The organism is Pontibacter brevis (assembly GCF_054779655.1).
In genome coordinates, this window is record NZ_BAAGXV010000072.1 from 1 (window position 1) to 14,955 (window position 14,955).

13 protein-coding genes and 3 tRNA genes are annotated in these 14,955 nt (G+C 50.1%); 5 read left to right on the forward strand and 11 right to left on the reverse strand.

What is annotated here, in order from left to right; translation table 11 throughout:
• Positions 1–118: 118 nt before the first annotated feature.
• The gene (locus ACYVB1_RS15040; RefSeq protein WP_460924608.1) at positions 119–511 is read left to right on the forward strand and encodes a response regulator; all 393 of its coding nucleotides are present in this window, start codon (positions 119–121) and stop codon (positions 509–511) included.
• A 101-nt stretch (positions 512–612) separates the two neighbouring features.
• Here the strand turns inward: ACYVB1_RS15040 and ACYVB1_RS15045 are convergent, their stop codons facing one another.
• The 10 genes from ACYVB1_RS15045 to ACYVB1_RS15090 form a co-directional block, all read right to left on the reverse strand.
• Positions 613–1,878 (reverse strand): beta-ketoacyl synthase N-terminal-like domain-containing protein, encoded by a 1,266-nt coding sequence (locus ACYVB1_RS15045; RefSeq protein ID WP_460924609.1) that lies wholly within the window; start codon positions 1,876–1,878, stop codon positions 613–615.
• Positions 1,879–1,925: 47 nt separating this feature from the next.
• Positions 1,926–3,242 (reverse strand): adenosylmethionine--8-amino-7-oxononanoate transaminase, encoded by a 1,317-nt coding sequence (gene bioA, locus ACYVB1_RS15050; protein WP_460924610.1) that lies wholly within the window; start codon positions 3,240–3,242, stop codon positions 1,926–1,928.
• A 67-nt stretch (positions 3,243–3,309) separates the two neighbouring features.
• Entirely contained in the window at positions 3,310–3,924 is a 615-nt protein-coding gene (gene bioD / locus ACYVB1_RS15055) for a dethiobiotin synthase (RefSeq protein WP_460924611.1), read from the reverse strand.
• Positions 3,921–5,054, reverse strand: a complete 1,134-nt coding sequence (locus tag ACYVB1_RS15060) for an aminotransferase class I/II-fold pyridoxal phosphate-dependent enzyme (RefSeq protein ID WP_460924612.1) — start codon at positions 5,052–5,054, stop codon at positions 3,921–3,923. The genes bioD and ACYVB1_RS15060 overlap by 4 nt, the downstream gene beginning before the upstream one ends.
• Before the next feature lie 9 nt (positions 5,055–5,063).
• Positions 5,064–6,065 carry a biotin synthase BioB gene (bioB, locus tag ACYVB1_RS15065; protein ID WP_460924613.1) on the reverse strand — a complete coding sequence of 334 codons (1,002 nt, stop codon included), beginning with the start codon at positions 6,063–6,065 and terminating at the stop codon, positions 5,064–5,066.
• A gap of 249 nt (positions 6,066–6,314) precedes the next feature.
• A complete protein-coding gene (locus tag ACYVB1_RS15070) occupies positions 6,315–7,628 on the reverse strand; it encodes a toxin-antitoxin system YwqK family antitoxin (RefSeq protein ID WP_460924614.1) in 1,314 nt (437 codons plus the stop codon).
• 303 nt (positions 7,629–7,931) lie between these two features.
• Entirely contained in the window at positions 7,932–9,116 is a 1,185-nt protein-coding gene (locus ACYVB1_RS15075; protein WP_460924615.1) for an acetyl-CoA C-acyltransferase, read from the reverse strand.
• 268 nt (positions 9,117–9,384) lie between these two features.
• The gene (locus ACYVB1_RS15080; RefSeq protein ID WP_460924616.1) at positions 9,385–9,825 is read right to left on the reverse strand and encodes a PaaI family thioesterase; all 441 of its coding nucleotides are present in this window, start codon (positions 9,823–9,825) and stop codon (positions 9,385–9,387) included.
• A 38-nt stretch (positions 9,826–9,863) separates the two neighbouring features.
• Positions 9,864–10,832: a tetratricopeptide repeat protein gene (locus ACYVB1_RS15085; RefSeq protein WP_460924617.1), complete on the reverse strand. Its 969-nt coding sequence runs from the start codon at positions 10,830–10,832 to the stop codon at positions 9,864–9,866.
• Positions 10,829–11,803 carry a VWA domain-containing protein gene (locus ACYVB1_RS15090; RefSeq protein ID WP_460924618.1) on the reverse strand — a complete coding sequence of 325 codons (975 nt, stop codon included), beginning with the start codon at positions 11,801–11,803 and terminating at the stop codon, positions 10,829–10,831. Before ACYVB1_RS15090 ends, ACYVB1_RS15085 begins: the two co-directional genes overlap by 4 nt.
• Before the next feature lie 334 nt (positions 11,804–12,137).
• Between ACYVB1_RS15090 and ACYVB1_RS15095 the strand changes: the two genes are divergently transcribed.
• From ACYVB1_RS15095 to ACYVB1_RS15110, 4 genes are all read left to right on the forward strand, one after another.
• Positions 12,138–12,224: transfer RNA gene (locus ACYVB1_RS15095), tRNA-Ser, on the forward strand.
• A gap of 122 nt (positions 12,225–12,346) precedes the next feature.
• Positions 12,347–12,420: transfer RNA gene (locus ACYVB1_RS15100), tRNA-Pro, on the forward strand.
• Between the two features lie 68 nt (positions 12,421–12,488).
• A tRNA-Arg gene (locus tag ACYVB1_RS15105) sits at positions 12,489–12,562 on the forward strand.
• A 317-nt stretch (positions 12,563–12,879) separates the two neighbouring features.
• Complete coding sequence (locus ACYVB1_RS15110) at positions 12,880–13,245, forward strand: hypothetical protein (RefSeq protein ID WP_460924619.1); 366 nt, start codon at positions 12,880–12,882, stop codon at positions 13,243–13,245.
• 183 nt (positions 13,246–13,428) lie between these two features.
• Here the strand turns inward: ACYVB1_RS15110 and ACYVB1_RS15115 are convergent, their stop codons facing one another.
• The gene (locus tag ACYVB1_RS15115) at positions 13,429–14,487 is read right to left on the reverse strand and encodes a hypothetical protein (RefSeq protein ID WP_460924620.1); all 1,059 of its coding nucleotides are present in this window, start codon (positions 14,485–14,487) and stop codon (positions 13,429–13,431) included.
• Positions 14,488–14,955 lie beyond the last annotated feature (468 nt).

The window sequence follows — 14,955 nt, forward strand, 5'->3', positions numbered from 1 at the left end:
GCAGTAGGGGCAGTTTACCTGGATAGTTATCTCGCACATAACTTCCTATAAACACCCTTGCTGCCATACTTATTCCAACATCATACATTCTAGAACACAGCCAAAATAACTACCAACTGTGCACACCTTTATTGTAGATGACGACCATGTAAGTATATTTTTAACCGAGCAGGCTCTTAGGAAAGCAGGAGTTCCTAAAATCTCCACTTTCCTGTCAGCGGAACAGGCCCTTGTTCATCTGATGAAAAGCCCAACTGATAGCTTACCTGACTTTATTCTCCTGGACCTAAACATGCCGTATATGAGCGGCTGGGACTTTCTTGATGCGCTTGAACCATTTGAGTGGAAGCGATGGGAAAAGACAAAAATTTATATTCTGACGTCTTCACTAGACCAAAAAGATTCAACCAGATCAAATGATTATCCGATGTTAACGGATTTGTACACAAACCTCTTGATAATGAGGATGTGCAGGCCTTTCTGTCCCAATAGAGGAAGAGAAAAGAACTGACTCTGGAGATGAAGCGAGTCATAATTTAAAAAATATAGGCACTACGGGTGTTATATATTAAAGTTAATGATATCATAATATGATAGTTGTAAAAGAAGACCTTAGCGGAATATTGATCTGCGGCACAAAATTACACTGGCAGCGTTGCCCCCAAAACCAGCAGCATTCACCAGAATGCGGTTGAAGCAGGACGCGGGGAAAGCAGGCAGCAGGGTAGGAAAGGGAATGGGGGCAAACTGCTGGTGCTGCAAAATATAGAGGGCGTACTGCAGGCTTAGTGCTCCGGAGGCACCCAAGGTATGGCCTATCAGCCATTTATTGGTGGTAATGGCAGGTGAGTCGGTGCCAAAAACAGCCTGTATGGCAGCAAGCTCCGCCCTGTCGCCGGCACGGGTGCCGGGGGTATGCGTAATAATGAGATCTACCTGGCGGTCATTTTCAGGTAACTGGGCCAGTGCATGCCGCATCGATTTCTGGAAGTTTAGGCCGTCAGCAGATATCCCCGTTTTACTCTCAATCTTCTCAAAGCCTACACCAATGGCTTCCACCATCACATCACCTGATTTAAGCTGTTCCTGTGTTACCTGCTCCAAAGCAAAAACGGAGGCACCTTCACCTAATACAAAGGTGTTCTGCTTTTCTACCGCATAAGGCTGGCAGGGGTAAGGCTGGTCAGTAAGTTTCGAGTAGATGCCAACCGCCTTCATCTGCGACAGCGTGAAAGGGGTGAGGGGTGCCTCGGTGCCACCTGCCAGAAAGCGCTGCGCCATCCCTGCCTTCAGCCATGCTACGCCATTCGCCACCGCCATGAGGGCAGTACTACAGGTAATAGAGTGACTGATTTGTGCGCCACCTGCATTCACGGCATGGGCCACCCAGCTCGACAGGTTTCCCAAAGTGGTGGTAGGGGAAGCACTGGAGGAAAGGTTGCCCTCCGGGCTTTGCTGATAACCGCTAAAATGCTGCTCAAACAAACCGGTGGCCCCACGCGAAGATCCAATGTTTACGCCTAAATCATCGGCAGGAGCTGTGTCCTCCTGTAGCCAACCCGCTTCCGAAGCAGCCTGTCGTGCGGCATAAATGGCCAGCAAAACGGAGCGGTCCAGTTGTTTGTAGTTTGGGTCTGATTGGACAAGCTGAAGCAGTTCAGCCTCGGCTGCCGGAGGAAGTGCGGCAACAGGCATTAACTGCCCGTGATGCGTAACACTGGAGAAGGCCGGAGTGCCCGCTGCATAGGCGGCAGCCACTGACGCTGCATCATGCCCCAGCGGGCAGATAACGCCTGTTCCCCTGATGATGATATGTGCTCTCCCTGATTCCAAAGCAACGGCAAAGTTAACTGATTCGTCGCAGACTGTGTGCCTCAAAGCAGAAAAGGAAAGGAGATAAAGGTCGATTTCCCCTACCTTTCACCTCAATCGTGCAGCATCGTCAGGTCAGGGCGGGGGTAGGGCCTGTTGCCCGATACCACTTCCTGCATGCCCACTATAGTCTGATACACCTGGTCGAGCTGTTCATTTGTGATACAATAAGGGGCAATTACGTAGATGATGTTGCCCAGTGGCCGGAGAATGACGCCATGGTCTAAAGCGAAGCTGTAGAGTGTATCCCGCAGGTCGCTGAAGTACGAGGTGGTGGTGTCTTCAAACTCCACGGCCAATATAGTGCCCTGCTGGCGCACTTCTTTGATATAGGGTAGTTGGTTAATGCGCTCAGAAAAGGATGCATGTCGGTTGCTGATGCGGCTGATGTTCTCTTTTGTCTCGTTCTGCAACAACAAATCGAGGCTGGCTAAGCCGGCAGCACAGGCAACAGGATTCGCTGTATAGCTGTGGCCGTGGAAGAGGGTTTTGCTCTTGTCTTCGTGCAAAAATGCCTCATAGATTTTCTCATTGCAGGAGGTGGCGCCAAGCGCCATGGTGCCACCTGTCAGTCCTTTAGACAGGCAAACCATATCCGGCTGATGCTGCAGGTATTCAGAAGCGAAGGTGCGGCCGGTGCGACCGAAGCCTGTCATCACTTCGTCTGCTATGGTCAGGATGTTGTGCTGCTGGCAGAGTTGCATGAGTTTGTTCAGCACCTCCGGCGTATACATCACCATGCCCGCTGTGCCCAGCACCAGCGGCTCATAAATAAAAGCTGCCACATCACTCCCCAGGGCATAAGCCTCCAGTTGCTTCACTGTTTCGTCTTCTGTTCCGGCAACGGGCACATCCACAAACTCCACCTCAAACAGGTAAGACCAGAAAGGAGCGGTAAAGGCGCTGCGTGCGCTGACAGCCATGGCGCCAAAGGTATCGCCGTGGTAGCTGTCGCGGAAAGCGATGATCTTCTTTTTAGGTGTACCGAGGTTGTTCCAGTACTGGATAGCCATTTTCAGGGCCACTTCCACAGCCGTAGAACCGTTATCGGAATAGAACATGCGGCTTTGGCCCTGGGGCAGAATTTGCAGCAGGCGCTCTGCTAATTCCACGGCAGGCGCGTGCGTGAACCCGGCAAAAATAACATGCTCCAGTGTTTGCAGTTGTTCGGCTACCTTTTTGGCAATATAGGGGTGCGCGTGCCCGTGCAGGTTCACCCACCACGATGATACTGCATCGATATACCCTGTGCCGTCCTCTGCATACAACATGGCTCCTTCACCACGAACAATCGGAACGGGCAGGGCAGCTGTTTTCATTTGGGTGTAAGGATGCCAGATAACGTTCTGGTCGCGCTGGGCTAAAGACATTTTACTGCTGTGAGTTTAATGTTATAGGTAAAAGTGTATAAATCTTTCCAAATTCTGACTTTTCTTTCTATAAATAAGACTTGAATTCCTCAGCGTAGGCAGCTATGGTCTCTTTGCAAAACTCTGCCTCCTGGCGTATGGAGGGTAGCTTGCGAAGGCCGGTATAGTTCACAATAAAATCTTCAGAGGCACTGTTCTCTTCGCCGTTAAAGATGATGCCGGCCACCGGCACTTTGCGGTAGCGCAACACTTCGGCTGTCAGCAGGGTGTGGTTGATGCTGCCCAGGTAATTGCGGGACACCAGCACGACTTCCAGCCCCAGTTGTTGTACCAGGTCCAGCATCAGGAAGCGCTTGTTAAGGGGCACCATTAATCCTCCGGCACCTTCCACTACGATGTTGTTTTCCGTTTGCGGCAGTTGCATGCCATGCACGTCAATTTCTACGCCCTCGGCAGCGGCGGCACGGTGTGGAGAGGCAGCCATTTTCAGGCGGTAGGCTTCCGGGTGGAATACGGATACCGGATTAGATACCAGACTCATCACAGTGTCGGTATCCGTGAAATCCAGGCCACCTGCCTGCACCGGTTTCCAGTAGTCGGCCTGAAGGGCTTCAGTCAGGACGGCGGCAGCAACTGTTTTGCCTACATCTGTTCCGATGCCGGTGATAAAATAGCTTTTCATATTCCTTTGGCTATGGCCTTCACGAGGCCGTCAATTTCCTGTAATGTATTATATGCATGCACAATCACCCGCAGGCGCTCCTGGCCTTTCGGCACGGTGGGGCTCAGTACGGGGCGCACATCAAACTTCTCTGTCTGTAAGAACGAAGCCAGCGCTTTCAGCTTCGCGGTACTGCCTTCCTCCACAAAAACAGAAAGTATCACACTTTCTGCAGGGGTACAGCGAATACCTTTTACTTTGTTCAGTTGCTCAAATAAATGTGCAGCCAGCATTTTTACCTGCCGGCGTTCATTTTCCAGTTGCGGCAGCAGCTCATAGACACACTTCAGCGTGACCAGGGCGTGTGTCGGCAAACCGGTGGTATAAATAAAGGCGCGGCTGTAATTAATTAAAAAATCACGCAGCACCTGCGGCCCAACCACGGCCGCTCCGTGTGCTCCCATCGCCTTGCCGTAGGTAATAACCTGGGCAAACACCTGGTCCTGCAGGCCAAGTGCCACTGTTAATCCTTCGCCTTTTTCTCCGTAGAGGCCCACGCCATGGGCCTCGTCAACAATCAAAGCGGCATTAGCCGCTTTACACAGCTGTGCCATTTCCTGCAGGGGCGCTTTGTCTCCCTCCATGGAATAGACAGATTCTACCACCACAAAAACCTGCCCGGTAGCAAACTTTAGCTTCTGCTGCAGGTCCTGAAGGCTGTTGTGCCGGAAACTGTAGCTTTTCGCGAAGCTCAGGCGCAGGCCGTCTTTCATAGAAGCATGGCTGGCCTCGTCGTAAAAAACGGTGTCGCCGCGTTGCGGCAGGGCAGACAGAAGCCCGACGTTAGCCGCATAACCGGAGTTGAACAGCAGCGCTGCCTCCCCCCGGTGATAAAGGGCTATCGTTTGCTCTAATTCCTCAAATAAGGTGTTGTTGCCAGATAAAAGCCGGGAGCCGGTTGCTCCCAACGGTAAATGGCTATACTGCTGCTCTGCTGCCTGAATGTATGCCCGCAGCTTTTCAGAGCGGGCCAGGCCCAGGTAATCGTTTGAGCAGAAGTCGGTGAGGCCAGCGGTGGTTTTGAGCTGGCGCAGGTTGCCCTGCGCCAGCCGTTCCGCCAGCTTTGAAGTTAAGCGTTTATGCAGGTCCATCGGCGGTGTTTATACCGTCGCTGGCTGTGTTTCTTCTTTGAATGATTTGCGCGGGGACAAGCCAAGCAACTCGAACATGGCCTTGTCCTGGTCGAAGTCAGGATTTGGCGTCGTTAGCAGTTTTTCGCCTGTAAAGATGGAGTTAGCGCCTGCTAAAAAGCAAAGTGCCTGTTCGTTTACATCCATCCGCTCACGGCCGGCCGAAAGGCGAACCATTGTTTTTGGCATCAGGATACGGGCAGTGGCAATCATGCGCACCATTTCCCATACAGAAACGCGCGGCTGGTTTTCCAGTGGCGTGCCTTTTACCGGCACCAGTGCATTTACCGGCACAGACTCCGGGTGCTGCTCCAGTGTAGCCAGGGTATGTAGCATGCCAATGCGGTCTTCGTCTGTCTCACCCAGGCCAATGATGCCGCCTGAGCAAACAGAAATACCTGCCTTGCGCACGTTGTTTATCGTACCCAGGCGGTCGTCGTAGGTACGGGTGGTGATAATTTTATCGTAATGCTCTTCGGAGGTGTCCAAGTTGTGGTTGTAGGCGTACAGGCCTGCTTCTTTCAGCCGCTCTGCCTGGTACTCGTTTACCATGCCCAGGGTGCAGCAAACCTCCAGTCCTAAATCATTCACACCTTTCACCATCTCCAGCACTTTGTCGAAGTCACGGTTATCGCGCACCTCACGCCAGGCAGCGCCCATGCAGAAACGCGTAGAACCGCCTTCTTTGGCGCGGCGGGCAGAAGCCAGCACCTGCTCCTGTTGCAGCAGTTTGTGCACTTCCACGCCGGTATGGTAGCGGGCAGCCTGCGGGCAATAGGCACAGTCTTCAGAACAGCCACCTGTTTTCACTGATAAAAGAGTGCAAACCTGCACCTCACCAGTTGCCTGGTGTTGCTTGTGCACCTGGGCCGCCTCCACTATCAGTTCAAGCACTGGTTTGTAATAAATCGCCTTTATCTCCTCCAGACTCCAGTCAGTTCGGATGTCTGTGTTCTGTCCGTTTTGGGTCATGCTACTCGTGTTTAGGTTACGAAGGTAATTTGAAGATTTAGGAATTAAAAATCAAAAAAATAGGTGGGTTTAGTGGATAAATAGCTAAGTAGTTCAGCTATTGGAGGTTTTCTGTGGAAAAATTGGTTTGTGAATTTGTTAAGAAAAAATCTGTGCAAATCTGCTGATGGTAAAGGGCGCAAAAAAAGCCTCCCGGAGGGGGAGGCTTGGTTATTTACTTCTTCAAACGTTTTGTGGTGGTGATATTGTCTACTTCTCTTCCAGTACCTGGCCATTGCGGAATACCACTGTTTTCAGCAACTTACCTTCTTCATCAAAGTACTTCCAGTTGCCTGTTTCTTTGTTGTTCCGGAACTGGCCTGTTACTTCTGTTTTGCCGCTCTCAAAGAATTGTTTGTAGGGTCCAAAGCGTAGTCCGTCTTTGTGGTTGGTTTCTGACTTGAGCTTACCCGAAGGGTAGAACTCATTCAGTACGCCTACGGCTTTGTTTTTCTCATACTTCACCTTTGTCTTCACCGCACCATTCTCGTGGTAGGTCAGGCGGTCGCCGGTGAGCAGGTCGTTGCTGAAGTGCTCGCTTACCTGTACCTTTTTGCCTGGTGCATCAAAATATATCTTCCAGTTTCCGCTGCGCTTTTTGTCCTTAAAGTGCTCCTCTGCTTTTATGTTGCCGGAGGCATAATAGGTGGAGAGTTTAACATCAGCGCCGTTATTGCTGTAGTTGGCTTCTTCGCGCAGGCCTCCGTCTTCATAAAAGAACTGTGTAAGACCCGAAGGGTTGCCGTTCTTATAGTTGATAATACTACGTGGGGTACCGTTCTCAAAATATGCTTTGGAAGCTCCGTGCATTTTGCCTGCCACAAAACCGCCCTCCGTGCTCAGTTTACCGGATTTATAGTAACTCCTGAAAGTGCCGTTCTTCTGGCCTGCCTCATTGTTTACCTCTGTCTGCAGTTGACCGTTGTCGTAGTAGGTTTTATAAGAACCTTCCAGCATACCGTTGCGGTAAACCGCATCTGTTTCGATGTTGCCATTCGGGTAATACGTTTTGGCCGGACCGTTCTGCTTGCTGTTCTGGTAGGTTATTTCTGATTTTGTTTTACCTGTTGGATAATACTCGCGCACCAGGCCTTCCGGAAAACCATTCACAAAAGAGGTTTCTGTTTTAAGTGTGCCGTCGGCATAAAAAGTTTTGAACACACTGCTCTGTTTGTCGTTTTCGTAGCTGCCTTCCTGCAACAGGCGCCCATCTGGTTGGTAAGCCTTGAAAGGACCCTGCTTTACATCCATCACATAGGTTAACTGTAGCTTGGTGCTGCCGCTGGGGTAAAACTCTGTGTAGACGCTGTCTTTTTTGCCCTCCACAAACTTCATCAGCGCCTCGCGTTCGCCGGTAGGGTAGTAGCGGTTGTAATAACCTACGATGGCCGAGTCCGGCGTAATATAATACTCTTCTTTCACCAGGGTGCGGGCTTCGTCGTGGAAGGTGGTGACTTTTGACTGCGCTGTGGCAAGTGTGTGTAGCAGGCACAGCGTAGCGGATAACAGCAATAATTTATACATAAATATTCTTAGCAGTTTAGGTATTGATGCAGCAGATGAACCGGCTTCTGTGCCTGCTCGTCTCTCCCGGAGGGAAACAAGATTCACGCAACAAGGATTCATTCAGCGACAGTTCCGTCGTTCTTTCGTTATGTTGTCCCGCTTTGAAGGGGCTATTCTAAGACTGCCCTTGCTCGCGCATGAAACAAAAACACTTTAAAAGGAGGCTTTTGACCAGTCTATGTTCTCTGCAACATAAGTCAAAAAAAGAAGCCTTACGTGCTGAACGTAAGGCTTCATGCAAATTGTATGCCTGAGGCAAAATTACATTTTCTCAATAACAATAGAGGAGGCACCGCCACCGCCGTTACAGATACCTGTCACGCCGATTTTACCACCTTTCTTGTCCATCACGTTGCAAAGCGTTACCAGGATGCGTGCGCCAGAGGCGCCCAGCGGGTGGCCCAGCGATACAGCGCCGCCGAATACGTTCACGTTGCCTCCTTCCAGACCTAATTTCTGGTTGTTGGCAATGGATACAACAGAAAAGGCTTCGTTTATTTCGTAGTAGTCTACTTCAGAAGCATCCACACCCGCATGTTTCAGTGCCTTCGGTATTGCCAGCGATGGGGTAGTGGTGAACCAGATGGGATCCTGCTCTGCATCGGCAAAGCCCAGTATCTTCGCGATGGGCTTCAATCCTAACTCTTCTGCTTTCTCCCTGCTCATCAGTACAACGGCAGCGGCACCATCGTTAAGCGTAGAAGCATTGGCAGCAGTTACTGAACCTTCTTTGTCGAATACCGGACGCAGGCCTGGGATTTTATCGTAGTTTACTTTTCTGAACTCTTCGTCTTCTGACACCACAATAGGGTCTTTGCCACGCTGTGGAATCTCCACCGGCACAATCTCGTCCTTCAGCAAGCCGGCTTCGTTCGCTTCTGCTACTTTTTTGTAGGAGTTGATAGCATACTCATCCTGCATCTCACGTGTAATCTTCAATTCACGGGCTGTGTTTTCAGCGGCATTTCCCATATGGAAGTCGTTGTACACATCCCATAAACCGTCTTTCAGTAAACCATCTGTCATCTGGCCGTGGCCAAGCTTGGCACCAAAGCGGGCCTTCTCCAGGTAGTAAGGTACATTGGACATGCTTTCCATACCACCGGCCACTATCACATCCTTGTGGCCCAGCATAATAGCCTGCGAAGCAAACATGATAGCCTTAGAGCCGGAGGCACACACTTTGTTAACGGTGGTGCATTCTACCTCGTGGCCCAGTCCGGCAAAGATGGCTGCCTGGCGCGCAGGCGCCTGGCCTACGTTGGCAGATATCACGTTACCCATTATTACCTCCTGCACGAGGCTCTTATCTACACCGGCTTTCTCCAGGGCACCTTTGATGGCTGCTGCTCCCAACTGTGGTGCTGTAAGGCTGGCCAAAGCACCACCAAAACTGCCAATAGGCGTTCTGACAGCCGAGATAATATATACTTCTTTCGTTTGCATAGTTTTATATTAACTGTTTAGTCTTGTGAAGTTACCATGTTTCAGGCGTAAAACCAAACGATCGTTAGGCAAGGGGAGTTGCTGGTTTTTAGCGAAGCATCTACGATACTGGTGCACGTCATGCTACCCTACAAGGCTTATTCTGTATTGAGAAACAGTAATTCAAACATGATGCGTTCGTGCAAGCTTGCACTAGCAGAGAATCTTTTCCTCCTTTACGCGTGGTGTGGGAGGCTGTTAAGCCACTACGGAGAACTCAGAAAAGAACTCAATCAGCATAACCGTCCAGGCTTTCCAGCGGCTGATTTGTTTTCATGAACTGGCCCGTTCCAAAGGCTACCTCTTTGCCTCTTTCATTGTAGAGCGTGGATTCTGCCACATAGAGGTTTTTGCCGACGGAGCGAAGGGTGCCTACAGCTTTCAAAGTGCCTCCGGTTACAGGGCGTAGCAGGTTTAGCTGAAAAGAGGAAGTGACGATAAACACATCCTGCACAACAGAAGCCACTGCAAAATAGGCAGCATCGTCGAGCAGTTTGAAGTAGATGGCACCGTGTATGGCATTTGCGCCGTGAAAGTACTTTGGAGCTACAGGCAAGGTGAGTTCTGCCCTGGAATGACTCACCAGAATACTGCTGCCATCTAACAGCGCCTGTACGTTTGCCTTGTGGTAAAGCCGTTCGAGCCGGCGGTAATGTTCTGTTGCTTCCATGAATGATGGTGAGTTCTGATAGCAGTAAGGCTGCCTCCTTACCAGTTTGGTTTCGAGCGGTCCGGGGTTCTGGTTGACTTCTTAGGAAGCTGCTGAATGTACTGCAGCTCGGCACTCCGCATTGCATCCAGCAGCAAGCGTGCCTTTTCAGGACTCATGTTCACCTGCTGCAGCCGCGCCCGCCGCGTTTGTGCCCTTAGGTCTTCTGCAGATACACCCTCTGCACTGTTGCTTCGTGGTCCCTGATCTGCATTTGCCTGCCCGTCCGGGTTAAGCCCCTCTGTGTCGCCGGGGGCACTGCCGCTGCTTTGTTCTCTTTCCTGGTCGCCCGTTCTTTCGCCCTGGCCGCTGTTCTGGCTGCCCTGGCCGGCATTCTGGGATCGCTGCCCGCTTGCATCCGGCTGTGGCTGTTCTACCTCTTCTTCAGTATCTCCGTTTGCATCAGGGGTCTTTTTGGGCTGAGGCTCCTGTTCCTCTTCTGCAGGCGGAGGAGGCGTCAAACTATCAGGTTCTGCATTGTCCTCTGCAGGTGCCGGCATGTTTTCTTCCGGGGTGTCTTCCGGAGTTTCGGGGTGTAAGGCGAGGTACCTTTTCACCAATTCGTAGTTGTATCGGGCGGCATCATTCTGAGGCTCGGCTACCAGGGCATTTTTATAGAGTGCCAGCGCCTGCCGGTACTTCTTCTGCTGTGTGGCAATATTGCCCAACTGCAGGTGTGCCACGGCCTTCAGGTGCTGAGAAGGGTGGTCGGCCAGCAGGCGATATTCCTCCGAGGCCTGTGGCAGCAGACCTGCCTTAAAGTAGGAGTGTGCCAGGTTAAGTTGCAGCTGGTCATCCTTCACCTCCAGGTCGTGGAGAAGGTACTCATAAGATGCAATGGCTTCCATGTAATCTTGCCTGGCATAGGCAGTGGCAGCAGTTTTAGCATACTCGTTCAGGCGGGAAATAGTGTTAAACCCACCGCTCAGCATACTAGCCAGGAAGAAGACGAACAATACCGGCTTCATATGCGAATCAGTTTAACGGTTATCAGGACATCCAGCACAATCAGCACCAGTGCCAGCGCCAGTGGGTAAATGTATTTGTTAGCTGTCACATCAATAGTCTTGCTTTCCCGAAGCTCCCCTTCAATGTTATTGATGGCGCTGATAAGCCTGCTTACTTCACTTCCCCTGTCGCTCACCTCGAAATATTGTCCCCCTGTTAAGTCGGCTAATTGCACGAGGGGCTCAGGGTTAAGATAAGTGATAACGGTGCGGTTCTCACTGTCCTGCAAATAGCCTCGACCCACCGGGATTCGGCTGCCATCTGTGGTGCCGATGCCGAGGGTATATACCCGTATGTTCTGTTCCCGTAGTTGCTCAGCCAGTGTCTCTACCTCCCCTCCAAAATCTTCTCCGTCGCTGATGAGCACCAGCACCCGGGCTTTTTGCTCTTCTGCCTCCGGATTATTGTTGTCCTGCTTCAGCTTCTCGAGGGTTAGCTGTAACAGGGGGGCATAGTCGGTGCCTGAGTGGGGCAGGAGGCTGGTGCGGAGTGTTTGGGTGTAAAGTTGCAGTGCCTTTTGGTCGTAGGTAAGCGGGCTCTGAACAAAGGCTTCGTCTGAGAAAACCATTAGCCCAATCCTGTCGGAGTTGAAGCGCGTAATCAGGCGCTGTATTTCATGTTTCGCCTTCTCCAGCCTCGAAGGCTGCACATCCGTGGCATTCATCGACTGCGAGAGATCCACGGCAATATAAAGGTCTTTGCCAATGGTACGGATTTCTTTTTTCATGGCTCCGAAAGAGGGGCCGAGAATGGCAATGATGAGCAGCAGCACATACAGGTGGCGCAACACGAACTTAAACCAGACGATGTGTGGCCGCTGATGAAAGAAAAGTGCCACCCTACGTACACGCAGCAAATAGCCGATGTAGAGCCCGAAAAAAAGAACTCCGAATAGTATCTCGAGTAGGGTGATGGTTTGGTACCAGGTCATTTCTTCAATAAAGCGGCAGTTTAAACGTTTTCTTCACCTTTGAGTGAAGCTGCCATCACAAATATACTTATTTCGCCTCCACAGCAGGGCTGGAACAGTCTATTTTTTCAAGCCTGCCGCTTTGCTACAACGTAGAAAGGGCTGTTTTATGCTTTGTGTGTTCCGGAAGCTAAATTTTCTGAAAAAAATATGTGCACAGCAAGCAGAAAGGAATCAATCAGTTATCTGCTTTTGTTGCTGATTTTCGGGAAGTGCCAGTTGAAAATTTGCAGGCAGCTATTGCGGGGTAAAAGGTAATGTAGTATGTTTGCAATCTCATTAGCAGAATGAGCCCGGAGAGGTGGGTGAGTGGCTGAAACCAGCAGTTTGCTAAACTGCCGTACTCGTAAGGGTACCGGGGGTTCGAATCCCCCCCTCTCCGCAAGTGAATGAATAAAAAAGTTGAAAAAAGATTTTGAAACTTAAAATAACTTCACTTATCTTTGCACCGCAATTAGTTGAAACAGCAACACAAAAGCTGCCGAAATTAAAAGCAAAACAGTTCGGGGTGTAGCGTAGCCCGGTATCGCGCCACATTTGGGATGTGGAGGTCGTAGGTTCGAATCCTGCCACCCCGACAAAAAATTTCGGAAGCAATTCCGAAATTTTTCGTTTAAGGGATAGGGGAAACCTTATCAGAAACGATGGTCTCGTAGCTCAGCTGGATAGAGCAACTGCCTTCTAAGCAGTAGGTCTTTGGTTCGAATCCAAACGGGATCACTTCAATTGTACAAAAAGCCCTCTCTACGCATAGTAAAGAGGGCTTTTTTTTATGGCATCGTGTGCAACATTTGTTGCACACGTTCTCAGGCTGTGATTTTGCAGCTTAAAACTGTCAAACTATTTTAGGCCGGGATACTTATGGGTTTTGTAACAGAAGAGTCACCCCGGACACCCTTCTGGGAAGTTTTAAGAGACCATTTACGATATGAGTTGTGCTTTCTACCCTTGAAGTAGAGCGGGCTGCCTTACCTGGCCATTCTTTGGTTTCATGTGAACAGTTGGGATTTACTTGGCTTTACCGAAACGTTTTTGCCATGAAACATACCGCATTTTTTGGTTTGCTTTCGCTGCTGGTCCTCATACTTGTCACCGGCTGCTCTACTGCGTGCTACCCCGGAAGCGACTATCTCGATGACAGGTACCCTTTTCCGCGCTCCGAAAAGACAGGGACTGGGAGAAAACAGAACGTGACAGAGAATGAGAAGAAGATAGAGATAGCAGAAGAGAAAACGGCCGCAGCTATCCTTTCACGCCCTCGACATACCCAAAAGGCACTTGCCGCCTCCGGGGGAGTGCAAGGTGTGGTTCCCCGGAAAATCTCCAGGGAACCAGCCGCCGCCATAGTCCTGTGCCTCTGCCTTTTGGAATGCCCCTCTGGCCACCTGGGTGATAACGCATGAGGGCAGTCGCTACAGAGTCAGCATCTTCAACCGGGACAGGCTAAACATCATCGATGAGGTGCGCTGTTACCTGATAAAATAGCGTTCTTCAGGGGTTAGCCGTTAGATGAGTGTTATAGAACAAAAGAAGAGGCCCCTCATTTTGAAGAGCCTCTTCTTTTGTTCTATTATTTTTTCGGTTTGTTACTCCTTGTCGCAGTGCCCTGGCCCTGCTTTGCCATTGTTGTAGTTATCCAATACTGTCGCCCATCCAGATATGGTATCCTTCATGGCTTTGTTGCTATAAGAAAGGGAGTTGCTGAGGAAGAAGGCGGTGGCCTGGTCATATACAGCCTTCACATCACTAGGCATGGAAGCGCCTGCTCTCATATTCAGCATAGCGGCAATGTACTGATGTGCCAGGATGAGGTAGGCTCTTCCTTTCACAGGCTCTTGGAGTACCTGCATGTAGGTCATCCCGCTTGTGTAGAACATCTGGTTCACGTAAGGATCCCAGGTGCTGTCGTACTTCTTCGTGTTCTGTGGATCCCCGTGGTTCTTCCAGTAGCCCTGCGTTCTGGTGCAGCCGGTTTCCGCTTTTGGCATCACACAGAATATGATGTCATCGATAGCTCCGGAACCAACGTAACCGTCTGTACCGGCCAGCATGACTTCCATTCTCATGACATTGGAAGTGAAAAGCGCAGCCTCCTGCACAGAACCATTTCCCATTGGCTCCAGGTTATGCGTCTTTAGCACGTTTCCATCGGCATCGTAAAGGCGGATGTAGGAGGCATCTTCATAGGTGTCGATATCAATCACTGTCATTTTATCGATGGTTATCGGGCCTATGGCAGAGAAATCCAGCATCATCGTGCCACCCCATTGATTATCATTTGGGACAGATGTCCAGAGCTGGTTTATTATCAGGGCTTTCCCCATTCCCGGATGGTGCAGGTCGTCTGTATCATCACCGGTAGGGTTCTCCAGGTCGAAAATCATCGCTCTGTTTTCGCTGACCATGCTACCGTTCGGGTGTCTGGCATTATTCATGATATTAACTGGTCCCATTCCTCCCGTGCTGGTGACTGCTGTGATAAAGCCAGTGTTATACTGGTTGAGATCAATGACATCGCAGTTTTCAGCAAGAACCTGCTGGGTTTTGGTACTCTTGAGCAGCATGGCATCCTCCTCTTCCTGACAACCGAAAAGTGTTACGGCACCCAATCCAAGTGCGCATAGTTTCATAAAGTTTGCTTTCATAATTAAACCTGTTTTTATAGTTAGAGAATAAGTAATCAAGGCGCACGCAGAGGCACTGATTCTTCCCTGCGGAAGAATCAAAGCACTTGCAAAAAAAATATGAAAATATCGCTATCAGAAAGGGTGTAGCTGATAGGCTACCGATTAAACGGCAGTACAGGTAAAAAGATGCGTTAGTGACCAAAACTATAAAAAATATTCATAAGATTATAGTTTTAGTTGAAAAAACAGTTTGGTTCGTTCAAAGCTGTTGTAAAATGATAAGAATCGATTTATGTATTACATTTTTCTACAGGCCTAATCCTACCCCTGGTAGGGTTAGGGGTGAGTTTAAATTGTACATATTCTCTAGAACGACTTCATGTGCCGCATTCAACAGGTAATGGTATAACTGCCACGTTTCCCACTAAGAAGCACTACATCGCCTGGATGAACGAAACGGCTTGCGAAATAAAATCAGAAAAGGTT